This window comes from Alterinioella sp. B-7 (assembly GCF_056857775.1).
In genome coordinates, this window is sequence record NZ_JBSXNT010000039.1 from 1 (window position 1) to 21,756 (window position 21,756).

General features: G+C 67.1%; 21 protein-coding genes and 1 riboswitch. Of the genes, 3 read left to right on the forward strand and 18 right to left on the reverse strand.

Annotated elements, in window-relative coordinates; translation table 11 throughout:
- Positions 1-191: 191 nt before the first annotated feature.
- From trmB to AC13C7_RS14920, 9 genes are all read right to left on the reverse strand, one after another.
- Entirely contained in the window at positions 192-917 is a 726-nt protein-coding gene (gene trmB / locus AC13C7_RS14880; RefSeq protein ID WP_482867956.1) for a tRNA (guanine(46)-N(7))-methyltransferase TrmB, read from the reverse strand.
- A 71-nt stretch (positions 918-988) separates the two neighbouring features.
- On the reverse strand, positions 989-1,459 hold the full coding sequence (locus AC13C7_RS14885) for an ABZJ_00895 family protein (RefSeq protein ID WP_172320570.1): 471 nt from the start codon (positions 1,457-1,459) through the stop codon (positions 989-991).
- 78 nt (positions 1,460-1,537) lie between these two features.
- The gene (gene metK, locus AC13C7_RS14890) at positions 1,538-2,719 is read right to left on the reverse strand and encodes a methionine adenosyltransferase (RefSeq protein ID WP_172320569.1); all 1,182 of its coding nucleotides are present in this window, start codon (positions 2,717-2,719) and stop codon (positions 1,538-1,540) included.
- A gap of 6 nt (positions 2,720-2,725) precedes the next feature.
- Positions 2,726-2,776: riboswitch (SAM-SAH riboswitch) on the reverse strand.
- Between the two features lie 33 nt (positions 2,777-2,809).
- Positions 2,810-4,294, reverse strand: a complete 1,485-nt coding sequence (gene lnt, locus AC13C7_RS14895) for an apolipoprotein N-acyltransferase (protein WP_482867957.1) — start codon at positions 4,292-4,294, stop codon at positions 2,810-2,812.
- On the reverse strand, positions 4,291-5,184 hold the full coding sequence (locus AC13C7_RS14900) for a hemolysin family protein (RefSeq protein WP_172320568.1): 894 nt from the start codon (positions 5,182-5,184) through the stop codon (positions 4,291-4,293). Before AC13C7_RS14900 ends, lnt begins: the two co-directional genes overlap by 4 nt.
- A 48-nt stretch (positions 5,185-5,232) precedes the next feature.
- The gene (ybeY, locus tag AC13C7_RS14905) at positions 5,233-5,727 is read right to left on the reverse strand and encodes an rRNA maturation RNase YbeY (protein ID WP_482867958.1); all 495 of its coding nucleotides are present in this window, start codon (positions 5,725-5,727) and stop codon (positions 5,233-5,235) included.
- A gap of 78 nt (positions 5,728-5,805) precedes the next feature.
- A complete protein-coding gene (locus AC13C7_RS14910; protein ID WP_407925864.1) occupies positions 5,806-6,795 on the reverse strand; it encodes a PhoH family protein in 990 nt (329 codons plus the stop codon).
- A 166-nt stretch (positions 6,796-6,961) separates the two neighbouring features.
- Positions 6,962-7,324 (reverse strand): hypothetical protein, encoded by a 363-nt coding sequence (locus AC13C7_RS14915; protein ID WP_172320565.1) that lies wholly within the window; start codon positions 7,322-7,324, stop codon positions 6,962-6,964.
- A gap of 5 nt (positions 7,325-7,329) precedes the next feature.
- Positions 7,330-7,899, reverse strand: coding sequence for an OmpA family protein (locus AC13C7_RS14920; protein WP_446121588.1), 570 nt, complete (start codon positions 7,897-7,899; stop codon positions 7,330-7,332).
- A gap of 546 nt (positions 7,900-8,445) precedes the next feature.
- Here AC13C7_RS14920 and AC13C7_RS14925 point away from each other — a divergent pair.
- Positions 8,446-8,829: a hypothetical protein gene (locus AC13C7_RS14925; protein WP_172320563.1), complete on the forward strand. Its 384-nt coding sequence runs from the start codon at positions 8,446-8,448 to the stop codon at positions 8,827-8,829.
- Between the two features lie 117 nt (positions 8,830-8,946).
- Here the strand turns inward: AC13C7_RS14925 and miaB are convergent, their stop codons facing one another.
- Positions 8,947-10,284 carry a tRNA (N6-isopentenyl adenosine(37)-C2)-methylthiotransferase MiaB gene (gene miaB, locus AC13C7_RS14930; RefSeq protein ID WP_482867959.1) on the reverse strand — a complete coding sequence of 446 codons (1,338 nt, stop codon included), beginning with the start codon at positions 10,282-10,284 and terminating at the stop codon, positions 8,947-8,949.
- A 140-nt stretch (positions 10,285-10,424) separates the two neighbouring features.
- Between miaB and AC13C7_RS14935 the strand changes: the two genes are divergently transcribed.
- The gene (locus AC13C7_RS14935) at positions 10,425-11,297 is read left to right on the forward strand and encodes a glycosyltransferase family 2 protein (RefSeq protein ID WP_482867960.1); all 873 of its coding nucleotides are present in this window, start codon (positions 10,425-10,427) and stop codon (positions 11,295-11,297) included.
- On the opposite strand, the gene AC13C7_RS14940 is transcribed toward AC13C7_RS14935, so the two are convergent.
- The 4 genes from AC13C7_RS14940 to AC13C7_RS14955 form a co-directional block, all read right to left on the reverse strand.
- Positions 11,294-12,175 (reverse strand): Hint domain-containing protein, encoded by an 882-nt coding sequence (locus AC13C7_RS14940; protein ID WP_482867961.1) that lies wholly within the window; start codon positions 12,173-12,175, stop codon positions 11,294-11,296. The genes AC13C7_RS14935 and AC13C7_RS14940 overlap by 4 nt on opposite strands.
- Before the next feature lie 137 nt (positions 12,176-12,312).
- On the reverse strand, positions 12,313-12,768 hold the full coding sequence (locus tag AC13C7_RS14945) for an Hsp20 family protein (RefSeq protein ID WP_172320559.1): 456 nt from the start codon (positions 12,766-12,768) through the stop codon (positions 12,313-12,315).
- A 140-nt stretch (positions 12,769-12,908) separates the two neighbouring features.
- Positions 12,909-13,745, reverse strand: a complete 837-nt coding sequence (locus AC13C7_RS14950) for a trypsin-like serine peptidase (RefSeq protein WP_482867962.1) — start codon at positions 13,743-13,745, stop codon at positions 12,909-12,911.
- 108 nt (positions 13,746-13,853) lie between these two features.
- A complete protein-coding gene (locus AC13C7_RS14955) occupies positions 13,854-14,267 on the reverse strand; it encodes a hypothetical protein (RefSeq protein ID WP_482867963.1) in 414 nt (137 codons plus the stop codon).
- A gap of 165 nt (positions 14,268-14,432) precedes the next feature.
- Between AC13C7_RS14955 and AC13C7_RS14960 the strand changes: the two genes are divergently transcribed.
- Positions 14,433-14,789 (forward strand): hypothetical protein, encoded by a 357-nt coding sequence (locus tag AC13C7_RS14960; protein ID WP_446121599.1) that lies wholly within the window; start codon positions 14,433-14,435, stop codon positions 14,787-14,789.
- Between the two features lie 103 nt (positions 14,790-14,892).
- Here AC13C7_RS14960 and AC13C7_RS14965 read toward each other — a convergent pair whose 3' ends face one another.
- From AC13C7_RS14965 to AC13C7_RS14980, 4 genes are all read right to left on the reverse strand, one after another.
- Positions 14,893-16,959, reverse strand: coding sequence for a hypothetical protein (locus tag AC13C7_RS14965; protein WP_482867964.1), 2,067 nt, complete (start codon positions 16,957-16,959; stop codon positions 14,893-14,895).
- Between the two features lie 2 nt (positions 16,960-16,961).
- Positions 16,962-19,718, reverse strand: a complete 2,757-nt coding sequence (locus AC13C7_RS14970; protein ID WP_482867965.1) for a DUF4159 domain-containing protein — start codon at positions 19,716-19,718, stop codon at positions 16,962-16,964.
- A gap of 85 nt (positions 19,719-19,803) precedes the next feature.
- Positions 19,804-20,697, reverse strand: coding sequence for a DUF58 domain-containing protein (locus tag AC13C7_RS14975; RefSeq protein WP_482867966.1), 894 nt, complete (start codon positions 20,695-20,697; stop codon positions 19,804-19,806).
- Positions 20,694-21,701: an AAA family ATPase gene (locus AC13C7_RS14980; RefSeq protein WP_482867967.1), complete on the reverse strand. Its 1,008-nt coding sequence runs from the start codon at positions 21,699-21,701 to the stop codon at positions 20,694-20,696. Before AC13C7_RS14980 ends, AC13C7_RS14975 begins: the two co-directional genes overlap by 4 nt.
- Positions 21,702-21,756: the final 55 nt, after the last annotated feature.

Consider the following 21,756-nt stretch of genomic DNA (forward strand, 5'->3'; position numbering starts at 1 on the left):
GCTTTCTCAGACCGGCTCAGAGCAAACGGCAAAGCTCCAAAACAGGCCATCATCGCTGTCACGCGCAAACTGCTCATCATTCTAAATGCCATGATCCGCGAAAACAGGCCATACCAGCCAACCTGAACAACACACTTGCCCGGGGTCCGGGGCAGAGCCCCGGCGGATCGGCGCGTCAGCGCCGAAACCCCTCAGGTCTTGCGAAACGTCAGGTAATGCGGCACCCGGCCCTCGCGCAGCGCCTTCTGTTCATAGCGGGTGGACAGCCAGTCGCCCCACGGCTCCCGCCAATCGCGCGGGCGTTCCGCCAGCCAGTCGAACCCCGCCTTCGGCACCTCCTGCAAGGTTTGACGCACGTAATCGGGAATATCGGTCGCCACTCGTAGGATCGCGCCGGGTGTCATCACGCGGGCCAGCGGCTCCAGATGCTCCTGCGTGACAAAGCGGCGGCGGTGGTGGCGTTTCTTGGGCCATGGGTCGGGATAGAGCAGGAAGACCCGCGACAGGCTCGCCTCGGGCAGCACGTCGAACAGATCGCGCGCATCGCCGGGATGGACGCGCAGGTTGTCCACGCCCGCGTCGCGGATCTTGGCCAGCAGCATCGCAACCCCGTTGATGTAAGGCTCGCAGCCGATCAGGCCCACATCCGGGTTGGCCGCGGCCTGATGCACCAGGTGCTCGCCGCCGCCAAAGCCCACTTCCAGCCAGAGTTCGCGCCCGCCGAACAGCGCGTCGATGTCCAGCGGCAGCCGGTCGGGGTTCGCCTCCCAGTCCACCGGGCCGGGGCTGAGCCCCTCCAGGTCGGCCTCGATCAGCCGCTGCTGGCTGTCCTTCATGTGGTGACTTTTCCGGCGGCCATAGAAATTACGCCAGGGCGCGCCTGAAGGATGGGTTTTTGGGTGGGTCTTGTCAGGCATGGGTCATGCAGCCCTTGGCAGGAAATCGGACCAGCGGTGCCTAACCAATATCCGCCCCGGCCTCAACCATGTCACCCGCGCGCGGCGCGTTTTTCCGCGCCCTTGAAGGCGGACCAGATGAACAGGCGGAAGAGCGGGATCAGCAGGACAAAACCCACGCCCACGCCGATCCCCATGACGCCAAGCGCGATGCCGATCTCGTCGCCGCGCACCCCGCCAAGCGCGAAGGACAGGCCCACGGCCACCACGCCAATCCCCAGATTGACCAAGAGCGCCCGCAGCGCGAAGCGGATCGCATAGGCCCAGGATGCGCGGCTTTCGGGTTTCCGGCCTTCCGACTGCAGGTATCGCTGCGCGAAATCGGTGACGGGCCAGAGGATCGCCCCCACCGAGCCGCCGATCAGCGCGCCGCGCAGGATGGGCGAGGCCAGCAGGTTCGGGAACGCCGCCATGGCGACGCCGAAGACGAGGGTGATTGCCACCGCGACGATGGCGTAGATGCGCGTGAACCGGGCGATAAAGCCGGGGGAAATGTCAGGCATGAAAAACCTCTTGGGCATGAAAATGGGCGGCACCGTCACCGGCACCGCCCTTGTCTCTATCACAGCCCCGGCGAATATCTAAACGGCGGCTGACAGCTTGCCGGTCAGGTCGGTGCGCTCCCAGCTGAAGCCGCCATCGGCGTCGGGCGTGCGGCCGAAATGGCCATAGGCGGCGGTGCGCTCGTAGATCGGGCGGTTGAGGCCCAGATGCTCGCGGATGCCGCGCGGGGTCAGGTCCATGACGCGGGCAACGGCGCGCTCGATCTCAAGCGATTCCACGTCGCCGGTGCCATGCGTGTCGGCATAGATCGACAGCGGCCGCGCCACCCCGATCGCATAGGACAGCTGGATCGTGCAACGCTCGGCCATGCCGGCGGCCACCACGTTCTTGGCCAGGTAGCGCGCGGCATAGGCCGCCGAGCGGTCCACCTTGGTCGGATCCTTGCCCGAAAACGCGCCGCCGCCATGCGGGGCGGCACCGCCATAGGTGTCGACGATGATCTTGCGCCCGGTCAGGCCCGCGTCGCCATCGGGGCCGCCGATGACGAATTTGCCGGTCGGGTTGACGTGCCAGATGGTCTGATCGGTCAGCCAGCCCTCGGGCAGAACCTCGCGGATGTAAGGCTCCACGATGGCGCGGATGTCGGGGCTGGTGAGGCTTTCATCCAGGTGCTGCGTGGAGAGCACAAGCGAATGGATCCCCACCGGCTTGCCGTTGCGGTAATTCACCGAGATCTGCGATTTCGCATCCGGCCCCAGAACCGGCACTTCGCCCGATTTGCGCACCTCGGCAAGGCGGCGCAGGATGGCATGGGCAAAGTGGATCGGCGCGGGCATGAGCTCGGGCGTCTCGTTGGTGGCGAAACCGAACATGATGCCCTGGTCGCCCGCCCCTTCCTCCTTGCCCGCCGCCGCATCGACGCCTTGCGCGATATGGGCAGATTGCTCATGCAGCAGGTTGGTGATCTCGACCGTCTCGTGATGGAACTTGTCCTGCTCGTAGCCGATATCCTTGATGCAGGCGCGCACGATGGGATCGACCTGGGCCATGTAGTCGTGCAGCTTGTCCTGATCGCTCAGCCCGACCTCGCCGCCGATCACCACGCGGTCGGTGGTGGCGAAGGTCTCGCAGGCAACGCGCGCCTCGGGTTCCTCGGCGATGAGCGCATCGAGGATCGCATCGGAGATCCGGTCGCAGACCTTGTCCGGGTGCCCCTCCGACACGGATTCGGAGGTGAAGGTATAATTGTTTCGTGCCATGGGAAGTGCTCCGGTATCTGGTCTTCTCGCCACGTCAGGAAGCCGTTGTGGCGCGGTATGCCTTGCCATTACGGGGTTCTCGGGGGGAGTTCAATGGCCCCGCGTGCGCCGCACCAGGACCAGGCCGCCAACGAGCGTCAAAAGCAACACCCACACGGGCCAATTGCCAAGGCGCGCGTAGATCGTCGGCGCAAGGGCTGCGGGCAGGACCGCGTCGATGACGCCCTGTTCGTTGAGGGGATGCGAGGCGAGGATGCGCCCGTAAGGGTCGATCAGGGCCGACACGCCGGTATTGGCGGCGCGCGCGACCGGCAGGCCCTGCTCGATGGCGCGCAGCCGGGTCTGGTCGAGATGCTGATAAGGCATGGCACTGTTGCCGAACCAGGCGTCATTGGTGATCTGCACGATCCAGTCGGGCCGTTCGGGCGCCGCGGCCACGTCACGGGCAAAGATCGCCTCGTAGCAGATCAGCGGCAGGATGCGGCCCGCGGCGCCAAGGTCCAGAACCCGCGCCCCCGGCCCGCTCGCATAGCCGCGCCGTTCGGCATCGGGCATCAGCCCGGTCGCGGCCAGCAGGGAGGCCAGAGGGATATACTCGCCGAAGGGGACGAGGTGATGCTTGTCATAGACATGGCTGATCGTGGCGTCGGGCTGAAGCACGGCGAGGCTGTTGTAGTAGCCCTGCTCGTCCAGCCGCTGCGCGCCGAAAATCACCTCTGCGCCGCCAGCCGCATCCGCGATGAGGGGGAAAATCTCCTCGGCGATGTCCAGCCGCCAGGCCAGCGCGGTCTCGGGCCAGATGACGACGTCGGGCGGGGTATCCGCCGGCGCGGCGCTCAGGTCCAGAAGACGCTGGAAGAAGACCGGGGCCATGTCGGGGCGCCATTTCAGATGCTGCGGCGCATTGGGCTGGACGATGCGGATCTGCGTTTCCGACAGGGCGACCGGCGCGGCCAGACGCTGCGCCCCGATCCATGATCCCCCGAGCAGAAGAGCGGTCGAGACCGCCAGGGCGGGCCAGGCCCGTGACCCTGGCGCGGCAAGCGGCAGCGCCAGGGCCAGCAGGGTCAGGAGGCCCACGCCGGGCACACCGATCCAGGCCGCCAGCTGCATGAGCGGATGGTTGAGCCAGAGCGATCCGATCTGCGCCCAGGGAAACCCGGTGAAGAGCGTCGCGCGCAGGAACTCGGCCAGGATCAGGCAGGGCGCCAGCGCCACCAGGCGCATGCCCTGCGACCGGCCAAGCGCAAAAGCCGCCCCGTAGGCCGCCGCGAAGAACAGCGCCAGCCCCCCGACCATCCCCGCCAGGGCGAAGGGGGCCATCCAGGCATAGGCTTCGGCATCGACATAGAACGGGGCCACGATCCAGAAATGCGTGCCGCCGATATAACCGACGCCGACCAGCCAGCCGAACCAGGCCGCCTGTTTCCAGCTTGCCGCCCGCGAAATCGCGTAAAGCGCCAAACCCCAGGCCATCAGGGCCAGCCACCACAGGTTCAGCGGCGCCTGCCCGGTGGCCGCCATCAACCCCGGCAGGATCCATATCAGGCTGACCAGCCGCGCCCGCAAGATCACGCGCCCAGTTTCGGCAGCCGCACGCGCAGGCGCTTGATGCGGCGGGGGTCGGCGTCGATCACCTCGATCTCGGCGCCCGAGGGATGCGGGATGACCTCGCCGCGCGCGGGCACCCGGCCCGTCAGCACGAAGACAAGCCCGCCGAGCGTGTCGATTTCCTCATCGTCCAGATCCTCGGTCAGGGTCATGCCGATGGCCTCCTCGAACTCGTCGAGCGGCGCGCGCGCCAGCACCAGCCAGCTGTCGCCCCCCTCATCGGTCCAGAGCTGGTCCTCGTCGACATCGTGCTCATCCTCGATCTCTCCGATGATCTGCTCGATCAGATCCTCCAGCGTGACCAACCCGTCGACACCGCCATATTCGTCGATCACCAGGGCCATGTGGATGCGCTCGCTCTGCATCTTTTGCAGCATCACGCCGATGGGCATCGACGGCGGCGCATAGAGCAGCGGGCGCAGCATGGTGGTGACGTCGAAATCGTTGGACTTGCCGTTGAAGCCATGCCCGAGCGCCAGGTCCTTGAGGTGGATCAGCCCCACGGGCGTATCCAGCGTGCCGTCATAGACCGGCAGCCTTGTATAGCCCGTCTGGCGGAACACCTCGACCAGGTCGGGCATCGAGATATCGTTGGCCACGCCTGTGATCTCGGCGCGCGGGATCGAGACGTCATCCATCCTGAGCCGGCGCAGGTTGTGCATCCGGATCGCCGCAAGCGCGCCGTTGCCGACGGGGTGATGCGGCTCGGACGGGTTGGCCTCGGGCTCGGGGGTGTCATCGGGGCTGGCGCTGCCGAAGATGCGGGCGAAAAGGCCCGGCCTCTGGTCTGCGCTCTCATCTTCGGGTGGCGCGCTTTGCGCCGCGCTAGACGAGCTGTCGGGGTTTGAGCTCATGGCTCCTTTCCAAAAGGTGACGCGCGCGCGGAAATTGCGCCCGCGACCCTAATATGGGGCAGGCACCCCCAAAGTTGCAAGGATGCGCGTCTCAAGCCCTTCCATGACGGCGGCATCGGCGTCGTTTATGTGATCAAAACCCAACAGATGCAGGGTGCCATGCACCAGAAGGTGACTGAGATGATGGGCAAAAGGCCGCCCGAGGTCGCGCGCCTCGCGCTCGCAGGTCTCATGGGCGATGGCGATGTCGCCCAGTTCGACGGGCGGGCCGCCTGCCGGGGCTGTGGGCAGGTGGGGACTTTCGCCAAGGGGCAGGTCAATCTCCTCGGCGGGCCAGCTCAGCACGTTGGTGGGGGTGGGTTTGCCCCGGAAATCGGCGTTGAGATCGGCGATGCGGGCATCGTCACAGGCCAGGAGGCTGATCTCGAAGCGGTCCGGGTCCAACTCCAGATGGCGCAGCGCCGCATCGCAGGCGGCCTCGGCCAGCGCGGTGAACGCCGCCTCGTCCCAGTCGCCCGCCTCGACGATGACATCGACGCTCATCGCGCGGTCCTTGGCAAGAAGAATTTTCCGCAACATTCTTCGGGTGGAAAAATCTTCAGAAAGATTTTTCGCACCACCTCACGCAGGGCTATCCGCATCATAGGCCTCGATGATCCTGGCCACCATCGGGTGGCGCACCACGTCCTTGGCGGTGAAATAGTTGAAGGATATTCCCTCGATCCCCTCAAGAATCCGCTCGGCATCGCGCAAGCCGCTGGTCACGCCGCGCGGCAGATCGACCTGGCTGCGGTCGCCGGTGATCACCATGCGGCTGCCGCGCCCAAGCCGGGTCAGGAACATCTTCATCTGCATCGTGGTCGCGTTCTGCGCCTCGTCCAGCACCACGAAAGCGTTGGACAGCGTCCGCCCCCGCATGAAGGCCAGCGGCGCGATCTCGATCTGCTTTTCCTCGATCAGCTTGCCCAGTTGCTTGGCAGGCAGGAAATCGTTCAGCGCGTCATAGAGCGGCTGCATGTAGGGATCGACCTTGTCCTTCATGTCGCCGGGCAGGAAACCCAGGCGTTCGCCCGCCTCGACCGCCGGACGGCTGAGGATGATCTTGTCGACATGGCCGCCCATCATCTGGTTCACCGCCACCGCGACCGCCAGATAGGTCTTGCCGGTGCCCGCCGGGCCGATGCCGAAGGCCAGTTCATTGTCGAAGAGCGCCCGCACATAGGCCTGCTGCGCCAGTGTGCGCGGCTCGATCGTCTTCTTGCGGGTCTTGATCTCCAGCGCGCCGCCCTGGAACATCTCCATCTGGTCGCCGTCGCGCGCGCCGGTTCCCTCGCCGGAATTTCCAAGCCGCACGATGGCGTCGATATCGCCGGGGCTGAGGCCGCGCCCCGCCTCGGCCCGTTCATAGAGCACCTCGAGCACCTTCGCCGCCTCCTCGCGCGCGCCGCCCAGCACCTCGACCGCGTTGCCACGGCGGATGATCTGCACATCCATCAGGTGTTCGATCTGGGCAAGGTTGCGGTCGAATTCGCCACATAGCGCGATCAACAACCGATTGTCGGGAAATTCGAGGGTCAGTTCCGGCGGGGTCTCGGCCTGGGCCGGAGACATGGAGGTTGTCGCCAAGGGCGTCTCCCGTGAAGGTGAATCTGTCTCCACTGTGGCAAGCCAGCCGGGGCAAGGCAACCGCCAGAACGCTGCAAGACCGAAATGGAGGCCCCCAACGGCAAACGGGCGGCCCTTCATGGACCGCCCGCCTGGAAAATGGTCGTCCCGGTTACGGGGTGCGCGGCACGCGGTCACGGATACCGGCGCCCGCCTGGGTGTCACCGACGATGGAGCCCGGAGGCGCCACATTGGTGCAGACCGGCAGCCCGCTGACCGGATCGCGGCGGCGCGACCAGTAGCCTTCCAGCCCGTCATCGATCATCCAGATCTGGCAGCCGTCGGGGTCGATATAGATCCCGGCCTCCATCGTGGACAGATGCGCGGCGTCGCGGCCCCGGTCATCGCCGATGGCGCGCAGCGGGGCGGGATCGCTGGTCGAGGTCACGCCCTCGAAGTTTTCGGCACAAGCCGACAGCAGCAGCGCCGTGCCAAGGGTGGCCGTGAACTTCAGCGGTGTGGAAAAAGTCATCATGGCAGTCACCTGTAGCATACGATTTCGACGCGGCGGTTCAGCTGCATGTTCGCAGCGCTGTTGTTCGGGGCCACCGGACGGCGTTCGCCATATCCGATCTCCCGCGCCACCTGCGCACCGACCGAACGCGCCACGGCGGCAACCGAGGCGGCACGGCGCTGCGACAGCCCCATGTTGTATTCATCCGAGGCGCGGCTGTCGGTATGGCCGTAGATCGCATAGGCGAAGGCCCCCGCGCTGGTGAAGAACTGCGACAGGCGTTCGCGCGCGCCCGGCATCAGGCGGGCACTGTCGGTGTGGAACAGCGTGTCGGTGTTTTCCACCGAGCAGGTGTTCATGTCCAGGCAAACCGGCATCCCGTTCTGCGGGTTCACCCGGCCTTCCATATAGCCCTCGACCCCGCCATCGGCGGCCCAGTGCATGCAGCCATCCGGGTCGATCCAGATGGTCGGCTCAACGGTGCCGGTGATCGTGGCCGTGCTTTGCGCGGCGGCCAAGCCCGGCAGCAGAGACGCCGCCCCGATTGCAATGACCCCCACGATGGCAGACCCGAATTTCGGTAATAGTAAACGCATTGCGGCAGCACCCCCTTTGTCCGTCGGCCAATTTCCTGGCGCGTTTCTTGCTTGAAGTCCCGGCCTGGCAGGGCCGAGTGGAAAAATCCCGGTTGTTTTTCAAACAGTAGCAAGATTGCGCGCCATTGGAAGCCTGAATTGGCAAAAACACACGCGCCGCGCGAAAAGACCGGCCTCGAAGATGGCTGAAATCGCAGGAGAACCCCGCGCCGCCGATCGCCGCGAAACGCCCGGATCGGGACCGCGCGACGCGTTAACCGATTCGGGCGCCCCCATGTTCGGAACCCCCGGATTGTGGCGGATTTTAGGAAAATTGCAGGAAACATGGCGGGCAACGGCCCGCTTTGTCCCGGCCCTGCGAACAATAGGCCAAGACCGCCCCTTTGTTTCGCAAAACGGCAGGCCGGGTACGACCGGACTTCACAGCCGCTGCCAAAAAGTTAAAATCGGATTAACAGGCAAGGGGGGAAGAGGATCGGCGCGAACCGGCCCGCCCATCATCGTGCAGATGGTCATCACTACGTCACGAAAAAGGATGGGAAGATAATGAAACGCCCCTTGATTGCCACTGCCCTCATCGCCGCCCTGGCCACCGCCGCGCCCGCCGTGGCCGGCGGCGTGCATGGCGGCTATGGCCACGGCCACCAGCACGGTTATGCAAATCAGCAAGGCCACCAGTACCGCAACGTCCGCGTCATCAGCGCGACGGTCACGATCAGCTGCTTCCGCGGCCCCTGGGAGGAGGTGATCTGGGACCGCCCCGAGCCGGTCTTCGTCGATAGCCTGGTCGGCATCGGCTATACCTACCCCGAGGCGCATGCCATCGGCGAACGGGTTTGCCGCGACTCCACCGGGGTCGGCAACCCGGAGAATATCCGATCGACCATGCTGAACATCATCGAAAGCGAACCGCCGCGCTGGCAACAGTGATGCGAGGGGGCCGTATCAGGCGGCCCCTTCCCGAGCGTTTCAGGTTCCACCGGACCCAAGGTATCGGTTTTCGCGTTCGGCCCGAAAAGGGACCAGGCAGGGAAAACCGATACCTCTTCAGGCCGAAACGCTCTGCGTCACCAGTTCGCCCTTCAGCGAATTGGCCCGGCTTTCCACGATCCGCACGGTGGCAATCTGACCGATCAGGTCTGTCGGCGCATCGGCATGGACGGCGTGCAGATAGTCGGACTTGCCGATGAGCTGCCCCGCCTCGCGGCCCGGTTTCTCGAACAGCACCCGCACCTCGCGGCCAACCATGGCGTCCTGCGCCGCCCTTTGCTGACGCCCGAGCAATGCCTGCAGGCGCTGCAACCGCTCCGACGCGACCTCATCGGGCACCGGTGGTTTCTCGGCCGCAGGCGTGCCGGGGCGTGCGGAATACTTGAAGGAATAGGCCTGCCCGTAGCCGACCGCCTCCACCAGGTCCAGCGTGGCCTGGAACTCCTCTTCCGTTTCGCCGGGAAAGCCGACGATGAAATCGCCCGACAGCAGCAGGTCGGGCCGCGCCGCGCGGATGCGCGCGATCAGCGCCACATATTCCGCCGCATTGTGCTTGCGGTTCATCGCCTTCAACACCCGGTCCGACCCTGATTGCACCGGCAGATGCAGATAGGGCATCAGCTTGGCGCAATCGCCATGCGCGGCGATCAGGTCGTCCTCCATGTCATTGGGATGCGAGGTGGTGAAGCGGATACGGTCGAGCCCGTCGATCTCGGCCATCGCCCGAATGAGCCGCGCCAGACCCCATTCCCCATCCGGCCCTTGCCCATGATAGGCATTCACGTTCTGGCCCAGAAGCGTGATCTCGCGCACGCCGCGATCGACCAACTCGCGCGCCTCGGTCAGCAACCGCTCCACCGGGCGCGACACCTCGGCCCCGCGCGTATAGGGCACCACGCAGAACGCGCAGAACTTGTCGCAGCCTTCCTGCACGGTCAGGAACGCGGTCGGGCCCCGCCTGGGTTTGCGCGCCTTCGGCAGGTGCAGGAACTTGTCCTCTTCCGGGAAATCGGTGTCCAGCGCCTTTTCGCCCGCCTCGACCGCGCGGGCCATTGCGGGCAGGCGGTGATAGGTCTGCGGCCCGACGACCAGGTCGACCATGGGCTGGCGGCGCATGATCTCCTCGCCCTCGGCCTGCGCCACGCATCCGGCGACGCCGATCTTGAGGTCGGGCTTTGCCTCGCGCAGGGGGCGGAAGCGGCCAAGCTCGGAATAGACCTTCTCGGCGGCCTTCTCGCGGATATGGCAGGTGTTGAGCAGGATCATATCGGCCTCTTCCGCCGTTGCGACCTGCTCATAACCTTCCGACCCGAGCGCCTCGGCCATGCGCTCGCTGTCATAGACATTCATCTGACAGCCATAGGTCTTGACGAAAAGCTTCCTGGGCGCGGACATGGGGTAGGGCCTCCATTGCGGGCGGATCACCTGCGCCATCTACCCCATGCCCCGCCCCGCTTCAATGCGCACGGGTGTTTGCAAAATCGAAAGCCAAAGGGCAGAGTATGCGCCGGGCAGAAAAACCGGGGCCAACCCAGATGATCCATTCCTCCATTTCCAGCTTCGCCGCCCAGGCGCGGCGCACACCGCTCGGGCGCGGCCCCTTCGCCATCGTCATCGCCGAGGACCGGACCGAGCTGACGACGACGCTGGATCACCTGACCCATCTGGGTTTTCGCCGCCTGTTCCTGGTTGCGCCCGACGATGTCGACCTGCCCGACGATATCGACGATGCCTCCATCGTCGAGGTGATCCGCCACCCGACCCGCCAGCCGGGCACCGCGCCCGCCATTGTCAATGCCCTGATCAAGCTGGTGCCGGGCGAGTGGATTCACTACTGCTACAACGCCGAATACCTGTTCTTCCCCTTTTGCGAACAGCGCCGCATCGGCGAGGCCATCGCCTTTGTCATGGAGGAACGGCGCAATGTCGTGCCGACCTTTGTGATCGACCTCTATGCCGAGGATCTGACCCGCTATACCGATGCCGTGTCGCTGGAAACCGCGCATCTGGACAGCTCCGGCTATTACGCCGAGACCCGGCGCAACGCCGATGACGAGGTGCTTGACCGGCAGCTCAACTTCTACGGCGGGCTGCGCTGGCGGTTCGAGGAGCATGTCCCGGCCCCGAAACGCCGCATCGACCGGTCGAGCCTGTTCCAGGCCATGCCGGGGCTGACGCTCAACGACGATCACACGCTGTCCGACCCCGAGATGAACACCTATACCTGCCCCTGGCATCACTCGATGTCGGCCACGGTCTGTTCCTTCCGCGTCGCCAAGGCGCTGCGGTCGAACCCCGGATCGCGCCATGACGTGGACAGTTTCCGCTGGCACAAATCGACCCGTTTCTTCTGGTCGTCCCAGCAATTGATGGAACTGGGGCTGATGGAACCGGGCCAGTGGTTCTAGGCCACGTCGGGCCGTGACAGGCCCCGGAACCGCGGATCCAGCCGGTCGGGGTGAAAGGCCGGATCCTTGAGGTAGATGGGCCGCGCGGGCGTCATCCGGCACGGCGCGGCCTGGCCCGCGATCAGCCGGTCGCGCGGATGGATCAGCAGGGTTTCGGTGGCCAGCCCCTCGGCCAGGATCACCTCATGCGCGTCCATCGCCAGGTTGATGAAACCGGCCTCGGCGCAGCCGCGCACCCGCGTGACACCGGCCCGTCCGACCAGCTTGCTTGCCGCGATCAGCAGCTCCGCCCCGGTGACGGGATGTCGGACCACGATGCGCTGATAGGGGGCGACGGTCAGCGCGCGGCATGGCACCCCGCGCCCGAGCGCGCCGAACGAGATCATGACCGGGCGCGAGGGGTCGTCCGGTCCGGCAAAGCGGCGGGCCTGGCGGATGATCTGGCGCACCGGTTGCAAGCCATGGTCGCGGGTGCGCAGAAGATCGCCTTCGACCAGGTCGCGCGCCGGTCTGGAACCGTCCCCCGTCTGCACCAACGTGTCGGCGGTCAGCTGCACCGGCCCGCCAAGGCAGACGAAATGACGATCCTCAAGCGCGCCCGGAGCAACACCCGTCAACCGCAGCGACCCGCCATCGTCGAACCGGATCAGCGCGTCACGGCCCGAGGGGTGCAGCCGCGAGCGGATATCGGCCATCGTCTGCATCTCGTAGCGGTCGAAGATGATGCGGTCGCCGACACCGGGCGAGAAATCCGCGATCACCTCATGGCCGGGGCCTTCGCGTACCACGAACTGATCGGCGCCGCGCGTCAGCGCAGCACCCGCCTCGTCGAGGTCGGGCCAGAGCATTTCCCGCCCCAATGGCTGCTGATCGTCCATGTCCCTTGGCCCGGCTATCGCTGTCAGTCGCGCCCATAAGGCCATGAAATGGTTTCCGCCGCGCTAACGGGGGCCCTGAGACGAAAAACGCAGCCCCGAGGGGCTGCGTCTGATCACCCGGATCCGGGCGCGAGGGCTTACGCGGCCTCGGATTCAATCGCCTTGGGCGTCTCCGTCGCGATCTCGATCTGGCGCGGTTTCAGCGCCTCGGGCACTTCGCGCACCAGGTCGATATGCAGCATGCCGGCCTCGTGGCTGGCGCCGGTCACGCGGACATGGTCGGCCAGGTGGAACCGCTTCTCGAATGCGCGCGTGGCGATGCCGCGATGCAGGTAGGTGCGATCGGACTCGTCCTTCTCGCGGCGGGCCGAAACGATCAGGCCGTTTTCGCGCTGCTCGATATTCAGATCCTCGGCGGCGAAACCGGCCACCGCGATCGAGATGCGATAGGCGTCGTCGTCGGTCTTTTCGATATTGTAGGGCGGATAGGTCGTGGCGCCGGTATCCTGGGTCATGACCCGGTCCAGCAGGTCCGCCATACGGTCAAAGCCGACACTGGCGCGGTAAAGCGGGGTGAAATCATGGGTACGCATGGTGGTCATCCTCTTTGCTTGTCTTGAGCGATAACGATCTGTCGGGCGGTCCGTCATGGCACCGCCCTTTGGGTTTTGCCCCGGCCCCTTTTCTGCGGGCACCGGAACATCATGCGATTTGGGAACCCTGCGCCCGCCCGTCAAGGGGTGACGCGAATGAACCTTGCGCCGATATCCTCGGTCCCGTCATTGCCCGCGCTCAGCGTGCGGATGCGGCTGGCCTCGCGGCTGAAAACGTCGTCGGTACGGTCCAGCAGGTCCAGGATCGGGGCCAGCCCTCCGCCCAGATCGGCGGCCAGCGACACCGGATCATCGTACCATTCGGCCTGGGCCGAAATGACCGAGACGATGCCAAGCCGCCCGTTTTGCCGCAGGAACACCGGCGCGCCGGAGGAGCCGGGGTCGATATGGCACGACAGCACCTGCAATCCACCCTCGCCCGCGCGCACATCGCACCCATCCTCCAGCGAGGCGTAATCCGCCCGGTCGCGCCCGTAAGAGACGATCTGCACCAGATCGCCCACCGCCGCCTGCCCGCGCGCGGGGATCGGTTGAACCATCTCGGCGGGGATCGCGCGGTCAAGCTCCAGGATGGCGATATCGGTGCGGACCTGGTCCAGCTGGTCGGCCAGGTCGGTGGCGTAGCCGGGATGGATCACGCTGCGCCGGACAGTGCGAAAGGCGACCGGGCGACCGTTGCGCAGCCCCGCGTTGAAACTGAACCCGGACTCGGGCAGGCGCTCTCCGGTCTGGGGGTGAAACAGGCAATGCGCCGCCGTCAGCACCAGGTCGGCGGCGATCAGCGTGCCGGTGCAGAACCCCGGCCCGGTGTCGATCCGCCCCACGGCCTGCCATTGCCGATCGGTGCCGACGCCGGTGACGGCCTCCAGCGGCGGGCCTGCCGGGGCGATGACGGGCAGGGTGGTCTGCGCCGGGGCGGCCAGCGCGGATAGGAGGAGGAACAGGAGCGCGCGCATGGGGCATTGGTCCTTGGCGGGAACGGTGTCGCGGCAAGGTTTACGCGCCGAGTGGGGCAAAAATTGGGCCGGGGCCCGCTACGGGCAGCGGCCCCCGCTGGCTGGTGCCTACTGCGCCACCGCCTCGCAGGGCGTGCCCGCAGGCAAGCCGCCGGGCAGGACGCTGGACAGGAACGCGTGCTGGTTCGCGGCCAGGGCGGGCAACTCGAATAGCCCGTCGAATGTCGATCCCGGCACGTTCCAGGCCACCTGGGTGCCCGCGGCAATGGCCTGGGTCGACCAGACCTTGATGTCGTTGGGGAACTCCACCGGCGTGCCGGCGACGGCACATTCCAGTTGCAGACCGGGCGTTGCGGCGGGCCGCGCCTCCTGCGCGACGATGCGCGTGTTGCCGATCGGCACGACGGTGGCATTGCCATCGACGACCATGAAGGCGACGCCGTTGGCCTGGGCGGCCACGCCCGCAAGGGCACCGGCCACGACCGCGGCGGCGGCAAGGGGTTTGAGGAAGGGTTTGAACATGGGTCTAAAGTCCCTTGTTGCGAAATTCGTCCGGATCTGTCCGGGCGCTGCTCTCAGACTGACCGTTCGTGTCCCTGACACGCAATGTCGGAAAGCTGTTATCGGATGACGGGGCTCACGCAGGCGTCAGATGACAAAGGGGAATCCGGCGTGGGATAAGGGGGCATGAGATTGTTGCACGCCTTGCCCGTTCTGCTTGGTCTCGGCCTGCCCGCCATGGCCGATCCCGCCCGGATCGTGGCCATGGAGGCGTCCGAATCGGGCGGCCTCTGGCGCTTCGACGTGACCGTCGCACATGCCGATACGGGGTGGGAGGATTACGCCGATGGATGGCGGGTGGAACTGGCCGACGGCACGATCCTGGAGACCCGCGTGCTGGCGCATCCGCATGTGGATGAGCAACCCTTCACCCGCAGCCTCTTTGACGTGGCAATCCCGGACGGCACCGACACGGTCCATATCCGGGCCTCGACCAACGTGACGGGATGGGCCGAAGAGACAACCATCCACGCGCTCGATTGACCAGAGCGTTTCGGGAAACACCAAATGCTCATGGTATCGCCAAGAACACGGGAGCGCTGATTGCGTGGCAGGGTCCTGGCGATTCAGTGTTTCCCGGAACGCTCTATTGCCGCCCCTCGCGGATCCAGCCCGCCAACATCAGCCCCGCCGCCAGCAGCAGGAACAGCCATGCGGGCAGCAGCGGCGTCACGGTGATATCCGTGGTCAGGTAGGCCGCGCGCGGGGTCACGCCGATCCAGCCCCGCCCGGAGGCGTTGCGCCCTTCCGAGACGGTGCGGATATCCGGCATCCCGTCCTCCAGCCGCATCACGCCGCCGCGCAGAACCGCCGCCGGTTCTTCCATCAGGGCGCCGCTGGCCAGCGTCTCCTCGAATTCGCGCGGGGCGGCGGGGCCAAGCGCGATGACCGCCTCGCGGTCGCCTTCGCGCAGGCGGTAAAGCCCGATCTCCGGCCCGGTGAACTCGCCCGTAAAGCGCCCCGGCGTGGATTCCTCAAGCTCGACCACCACCTCGGACCCGTCTGGCGCGGTGACGGTGACATCGCCCGCGCTGTCCTCCAGCGTCTGGCGCGTGATCACGATGGTCTGCCCATCCGCCTCGGCGCGCAGGGCCTCCTCCTCCAGTTCCGGCTCGCCCATCATCCAATGCGCAAGACGGCGCAAAAGCTCCAGTTGTGGCCCGCCGCCCTCATAGCCGCGATCCCACAGCCAGGCGTGATCCGAGGCCAGGAGCGCCACCCGCCCCTCGCCGACCCGGTCCAGCATCAGCAAAGGCCGCCCATCCACCCCGGTCATCACGGTCTGGCCGCTTTGCTCGGTGATGTCGATCTGGCGCAGCCAGCGGCCCCAGGGCGCATCGCTGCCGGGCAGCGGCGTATGCGTATCCTCCAGCCCCGTCGTCACCGGGTGACGCTGGCCGAGGTCGGAGATTTGCGGCAGGAACGGCTGCTCGATCACCTGCGCCGTGGGCCGCCCCGGCAGAATCTCGGATAGCGGCGTGCGGTAGAGCGAGGCGGCGCTGGCGAAATCCGGCCCCGTCGCCATCAGCAGCGCGCCGCCATTCTCGACATAGGCGCGCACGTTGTCGAGGTAGATCATCGGCAGGATGCCGCGCCGCCGGTAGCGGTCGAAAATCACCAGGTCGAACTCGTCCAGCGTTTCCAGGAACAGCTCCCGCGTTGGAAAGGCAATGAGGCTCAACTCGGTCACCGGCACCCCGTCCTGCCGGTCGGGCGGGCGCAGGATGGTGAAATGCACAAGGTCGACCGAGGGGTCCGATTTCAGCAGGTTGCGCCAGGTCCGTTGCCCCGGATGCGGCTGGCCCGAGACCAGCAGAACCCGCAGCCGGTCGCGCACGCCGTTGATCTGCACCACGGCGGCGTTGTTGCGGTCGGTGATCTCGCCCTCCGCCTCCGGCACCTCGAACTGGATCACGTTCATGCCCGCATGCGGCAGGGTCAGCGGCAGGTCGAACTCCCGGCCCACCGGCATCATGAAGCTACGCGCATCCTGCCCGTCGATCGAGATGCGCAGCTCGGCCAGCCCGCCGATACTGTCGGGCACCGCGCCCTCATCCTCGATACGCAGGGTCAGCACGACCTCCTCGCCCAGGATGGCGAAGGCGGGCGCGTTCTGCACCATCAGCCGCCGGTCCCAGTCCTCCTCGGCCCCCGTGATCAGCGCGTGAAGGGGCGCGGGCAGATCGGGCGCAAGCTCGGCATCATGAATCTGCCCGTCAGTAATCACGATCGCGCCGGCAATCCGGGCGCGCGGCTCCTCGGCCATCAACTCGGTCAGCGCGCCCATGACCAGCGATCCGGTATTGTCCGGCCCGTCGCCCACCCGGACCTCGCGCAATTCTATATCCAGCGCGTCAACCTCGCGCCGCACCGCCTCTGCCGCCGCCTCTGTCTGGTCGGGCCGGTCGGAAATGCGCTGCGAGGCGCTTTCGTCGATCACCATGAGCACAATATCGGTCAGCGGCTCGCGCTCCTCGTCCTGCAGCGACGGGTTCGCCAGCGCCAGAAGCAGCGCCAGGGCCGCCAGCGCGCGGAACGGCCAACCGGCCAGGTTGCGCCAGACCTGAAGCGCCAGGAACAGCGCGGCCAGCGCGGCCAGGGCCCAGATCACCAGCCAGGGCAGCAGCGGATCGAAAAGAAGGGTTCCGGTCATCGCTATTGCCCCAATCTGTCCAGAAGGGCGGGCACGTGCACCTGATCGGACTTATAATTGCCGCTGAGCACATGCATCACCAGGTTGACACCGAAGCGCAGCGCGATCTCGCGCTGACGTTCCCCGGCAAACCCGCGCCCGATGGGATAGAGAGGCCGCCCGTTTTCCCCCATCGCCCAGGCCGCGGCCCAATCGTTGCCGCCGATCACCACCGGCGTGACGCCATCGTTGAGGTTGCGGAACGGCATCCCCTCGATCTGTTCGGCATCCGGCGGCGCGGCCTCGACCCAGACATCCCGGCCCAGATGGCGCCCCGGGAAGTCCTGCAACAGGTAGAAGGTGCGCGTCAGCACGTGATCCTCGGGCACCGGCTCCAGCGGCGGAATGTCCAGCGGGCGGGCGATTTCCTGAAGCGCGCGGCCATTGGGGGTCGAGGTGCCAAAGCGCCCGATATCGGCGTCGCGCGTGTCGAACACGATCATGCCGCCTCCGCGCAAATACGCATTGAGCCGGGCATAGGCGGCATCCGACGGGATCGGCTGATCGGGGCTGATCGGCCAGTAGATCATCGGGAAAAAGACCAGCTCATCATTTTCCAGGTCGATCCCGATGGGCGGCGCGGGCTCCACCGAACTGCGCCGCGCCAGTGTCAGGCCCAGCCCGTAGAGCCCCGCGCGGGATGTCTCGTCAAGCCGCGCGTCACCCGTCAGGACGTAGCCGAATGTGACCTCCGATGTCGCCAGCAGTGCCAGCGCCTCGTCCGACTCCTCCTGCGCCTGCGCCTCGGGCGCGAGCGTCACGGCCAGGAGCAGCACGGCGGTCCGCGCCAGCCCCGGCAAGCGCCCAGACAGCCACAGCGCGGCCAGCGAGTCGATCAAGAGAGCCATGAACGCCCCGCTCAGGAAGGCCCAGGCCAGCGTCACCACCGGGCGCGCATCCATGCCTTCGACCGGGATGGCGGCGGGCCAGCTGGCGGCACTCAGCATTTCCTCGGCCCCCAGGACGTTGCGCGCCACCCGGCGCTCGGACCCGGAATAGAGACCGGGCAGCAACGCTGCCGACAGCGGCGCGGTGGCCAGGTCGATCCCGTCGACACCGGGCATCACGCCCGCCTCGCGCCGCGTGCCGAACCCGTCCAGCAACACTTCCGGCACCCAGGTGATTCCGGCCAGGTCGATCGCGTCGGGGTCCACGGGGCGGGTGGAAATCGCCAGCCGCTCCAGCATCTGCACGAACAGGCCCGACAGCGGCAAGGTCGACCATTCCGCATTCGCGGTGACATGGAACAGCACGATCTGTCCCTGCCCCAGACGCGCCCGCGTCACCAGCGGCGTGCCATCGGCAAGGGCCGCGATGGAGCGGCTGGCAAGCTCGGGGTCGGGCTGCGCCAGGACCTGGGAACTCACCCGCACATCGGCGGGGATGCGAAGCCCGTAAAACGGGCTGTCCTCGTCGAAGGCGCGCAGGGCCTTCGGTTCGCCCCAACTCATCGCGCCGCCCACCGTGCGCCCGCCTTCGCGCAGCCGCACCGGCAGCAGCGGATCAAGCTGGTCGCGCGCCACGTCCGAGCCCGCAAGCCGCGGCCCGGCAAAGCGCACCAGCATCCCGCCGCGTTCCACCCAGGCTTGCAAGCCTTGCGTTTCCTCGGGCGAAAGCGTGGCGACATCGGCCAGGATGATCACATCGGGGCTGGCCAGCAGCAGGTCCGACAGCCCCACCTCCAGCAGGTCCGCCGTGGGCGCCAGCGCCTGCCGCAAGTAATGCAGCGGCGACAGAAGCTCCTGCCCCTCGGCCTCGGAGGCCCCGGCAAGAAGCCCCACCTCGCGCCGTTGCAACCCGTCATCGGTCAGGCTCACCGCGCCCGCGCTGCGTTCGCCCGCGATCTGGAACCGGCTGATCCGGTTGCGCAGCTCCGGCGGCAGGTCCAGCTCCAGCTCGGCCTCGCCGTCGCCCGCCGCGAATGCCAGGTCTCCGCGCGCCAGTTCCCGCTCGACCCCCGTGGGGTCCAGCCCGAAGGCCTGCACGGTAACGGCTCGGTCGGCCTCGGTCTCCAGCCGGTATCCCGGCACCAGGATCACGCCATCCTCGAACCGCGCGGGCCCAAGGCCCAACACGTCGCGCCCGCCCTCGAAGGCAATGACACCGCCCGCATCCGCCAGCGCTTGCGCCAGGTCGTCGCGGCCGGGATGGTCCAGCCCGTCCGAAAACCAGAAACTCTGGAACTCGCCCTCGATCCCCTGCACCCAGTCAAGCGCCGCGCCCATGTCGGGGGCAAAGGGCTGCGGTTCCAGGTTGTCGAGCCGCGCCAGCCAGGTATTCGCGGCCTGGAATGCCACGCCCTCGCCCGCCGGCAGATCGGTCAGTTGCACCAGCGCGACCGGGCGGCCATCGCGCCCCGCCTCCTCGATCAGCCCCCGCGCACGGTCCAGCCGCACCGGCCAGTCACGCGCCGAGGCCCAGGAGGCATCCATCAGCACCAGCAGCGGCCCGTCGGTTTCCCGCTCCTCGGGCGGGTTCAGAACCGGCCCGGCAAAGCCGATGATCGCGGCGGCCACGGCCAGCATACGCAAGAGCAGCAGCCACCAGGGTGTCTTGTCGGTCTGGCTGTCATCATCCTTGAGGCCGATCAGCAGTGCCACACCGGGAAAGCGCCTGCGGATCGGCGCAGGCGGCACCGCGCGCAACAGCCACCACAGGATCGGCAAGGCGATCAGCGCCAGCAACAACCCCGGCGCGGCAAAGGAGAGACCTCCGATCATGGGCGCCCCCTAGAATCTGAACGGTGAAAACGCGCATCGACGCGTGGCCCGCTTTCCGCCCCCGGAAAGATGCCTCGCCCGCCCGTCACAACCGCACCTTTTCAAGCGCGCGATAGATCCACAAGAGGCTCGGCTCCGCCCCCTCTCCGGTATGGTGGCAATGATAGCGCCATCCGGTGCGCCGCGCGATGTCGCGCAGCTGCGCCTTGCGCAGCGCAAGCCGTTTCAGATAGGCCGCGCGCAGGCCCCCCGCCTTCAGCGTCTCGAAGCGGATCGCGCCGCTCATGCTCTCGAACAGGGTCCGCCCGTCGAAGGGAAACCGTTCCTCGTCGGGGTCCAGCACCTGCACCAGCGCGCCCTTGACGCCCCGGTCGGCGGCCTGGCCAAGCGCCTCCTCGACCGGGCCGACCTCGCCCAGGAAATCCGAGAAAACCACCGCGCGCGCGCCCAGCGGCATCACCTGTGGGCGCGGCGTGCCATAGTCGCCCGCATCCTCGGGGTCCATCAGGGCGCTGGCCATGCGCATCAACTGCGCCTCGCCGCCGCGCGGGGGTTCCGCCAGATGGGTCAGCCCGACCCGTTCGCCGCCGCGCACCGCCAGGATCGCCAGCGCCATCGCCAGGGTCTGCGCCCGGCGCAGCTTCGAGGGGCGCGCCTTCGACCCCGAATAGGTCATCGAGCGCGCGTCATCGACCCCGATCATCACCGATTGCGCGGCCTGCCATTCGGTCTGCCGCACGAAATGCACATCCGCCCGCGCCGAGCGCCGCCAGTCGATCGACCGCAACGCATCGCCCGCCTCGGCCTGCCGGTATTGCCAGAACTCATCGCCCGTGCCCGCCCGCTTGCGGCCATGTTCGCCCAGCAGGATCGTCGCCGCCAGGTGCTGCGCATCGGCCAGAAGCGACGGCAGGCTGCCCGCCACCGCCTCGGAGCGGGAGCGCAGGGTTTCCGGCGTATGGCGGGTGTTCAGGGTCAAGCGGCCGCCTCGATCCGCGTCGCGCGGGCCGTCACCTCGTCGATCACATCCTCCAGCACCACGCCCTCGGCCCTTGCGGCAAAGCTCAGCGCCATGCGGTGCGACAGCACCGGCCGCGCCAACGCGACGACATCCTCGACCGAGGGCACCAGCCGCCCGTCCAGCAGCGCCCGCGCCCGCACCGTCAGCATCAAGGCCTGCGCCGCGCGCGGCCCCGGCCCCCAGGCGACGTGATCGCACACCGTCTGCGGCGCGCCCTCATCCTCGGGGCGGCAGGCGCGCACGAGGTCCAGGATCGCCTCGACCACCCCGTCGCCCACCGGCATCCGGCGCACGACCTGCTGCGCGGCCATCAGATCCTCGGCGGTAAAGACCTGGTGCGCGCTGGCCTCCTCGGTCCCCGTTGTGGCCAACAGGATTCCGCGTTCGGTCTCGCGGTCCGGGTAATCGACGTCGATCTTGACCAGGAAGCGGTCAAGCTGCGCCTCGGGCAGGGGATAGGTGCCCTCCTGCTCGATCGGGTTCTGTGTCGCCAGAACGTGAAACGGCGCGGGCAGCGGGTGATGCACGCCCGCGATGGTTACCTCACGCTCCTGCATCGCCTGCAACAGCGCCGATTGCGTCCGCGGGCTGGCGCGATTGATCTCGTCGGCCATCAGAAGCTGGCAGAAGACGGGGCCCTGGATGAACCGGAACGACCGCGCGCCGTCATCCGAGGTCTCCAGCACCTCGGAGCCAAGGATGTCGGCGGGCATCAGGTCGGGCGTGAACTGGATGCGCGCCGCCGTGAGGCCCATGACCGTCGACAGCGTGTCCACCAGCAATGTCTTGCCCAGCCCCGGCAACCCCATCAACAGGGCATGACCGCCCGAGAGAAGGGCCGCAAGCGACAGGTCCACGACCTGCCCCTGGCCGATGATCCGCGTTGCGATCGAGGCGCGCGCCTCGGCCAACCGGCGGCCTAGCGCTTCTATCTCGTCGACAAGCTTTTCGGGGTCAGACATGGCAATGCTCCGCTCGAGGATTTATATCGGCTCAGTAAAGACAACTATCGCGCCG

Excerpts from the sequence above, each read along its gene's own strand:
- trmB (WP_482867956.1), bottom strand. The coding sequence starts at position 917 with ATGCCTGACAAGACCCACCCAAAAACCCATCCTTCAGGCGCGCCCTGG.
- AC13C7_RS14885 (WP_172320570.1), bottom strand. The coding sequence starts at position 1,459 with ATGCCTGACATTTCCCCCGGCTTTATCGCCCGGTTCACGCGCATCTAC.
- metK (WP_172320569.1), bottom strand. The coding sequence starts at position 2,719 with ATGGCACGAAACAATTATACCTTCACCTCCGAATCCGTGTCGGAGGGG.
- AC13C7_RS14900 (WP_172320568.1), bottom strand. The coding sequence starts at position 5,184 with ATGAGCTCAAACCCCGACAGCTCGTCTAGCGCGGCGCAAAGCGCGCCA.
- ybeY (WP_482867958.1), bottom strand. The coding sequence starts at position 5,727 with ATGAGCGTCGATGTCATCGTCGAGGCGGGCGACTGGGACGAGGCGGCG.
- AC13C7_RS14910 (WP_407925864.1), bottom strand. The coding sequence starts at position 6,795 with ATGTCTCCGGCCCAGGCCGAGACCCCGCCGGAACTGACCCTCGAATTT.
- AC13C7_RS14915 (WP_172320565.1), bottom strand. The coding sequence starts at position 7,324 with ATGATGACTTTTTCCACACCGCTGAAGTTCACGGCCACCCTTGGCACG.
- AC13C7_RS14920 (WP_446121588.1), bottom strand. The coding sequence starts at position 7,899 with ATGCGTTTACTATTACCGAAATTCGGGTCTGCCATCGTGGGGGTCATT.
- AC13C7_RS14925 (WP_172320563.1), top strand. The coding sequence starts at position 8,446 with ATGAAACGCCCCTTGATTGCCACTGCCCTCATCGCCGCCCTGGCCACC.
- miaB (WP_482867959.1), bottom strand. The coding sequence starts at position 10,284 with ATGTCCGCGCCCAGGAAGCTTTTCGTCAAGACCTATGGCTGTCAGATG.
- AC13C7_RS14935 (WP_482867960.1), top strand. The coding sequence starts at position 10,425 with ATGATCCATTCCTCCATTTCCAGCTTCGCCGCCCAGGCGCGGCGCACA.
- AC13C7_RS14940 (WP_482867961.1), bottom strand. The coding sequence starts at position 12,175 with ATGGACGATCAGCAGCCATTGGGGCGGGAAATGCTCTGGCCCGACCTC.
- AC13C7_RS14945 (WP_172320559.1), bottom strand. The coding sequence starts at position 12,768 with ATGCGTACCCATGATTTCACCCCGCTTTACCGCGCCAGTGTCGGCTTT.
- AC13C7_RS14950 (WP_482867962.1), bottom strand. The coding sequence starts at position 13,745 with ATGCGCGCGCTCCTGTTCCTCCTCCTATCCGCGCTGGCCGCCCCGGCG.
- AC13C7_RS14955 (WP_482867963.1), bottom strand. The coding sequence starts at position 14,267 with ATGTTCAAACCCTTCCTCAAACCCCTTGCCGCCGCCGCGGTCGTGGCC.
- AC13C7_RS14960 (WP_446121599.1), top strand. The coding sequence starts at position 14,433 with ATGAGATTGTTGCACGCCTTGCCCGTTCTGCTTGGTCTCGGCCTGCCC.
- AC13C7_RS14965 (WP_482867964.1), bottom strand. The coding sequence starts at position 16,959 with ATGACCGGAACCCTTCTTTTCGATCCGCTGCTGCCCTGGCTGGTGATC.
- AC13C7_RS14970 (WP_482867965.1), bottom strand. The coding sequence starts at position 19,718 with ATGATCGGAGGTCTCTCCTTTGCCGCGCCGGGGTTGTTGCTGGCGCTG.
- AC13C7_RS14980 (WP_482867967.1), bottom strand. The coding sequence starts at position 21,701 with ATGTCTGACCCCGAAAAGCTTGTCGACGAGATAGAAGCGCTAGGCCGC.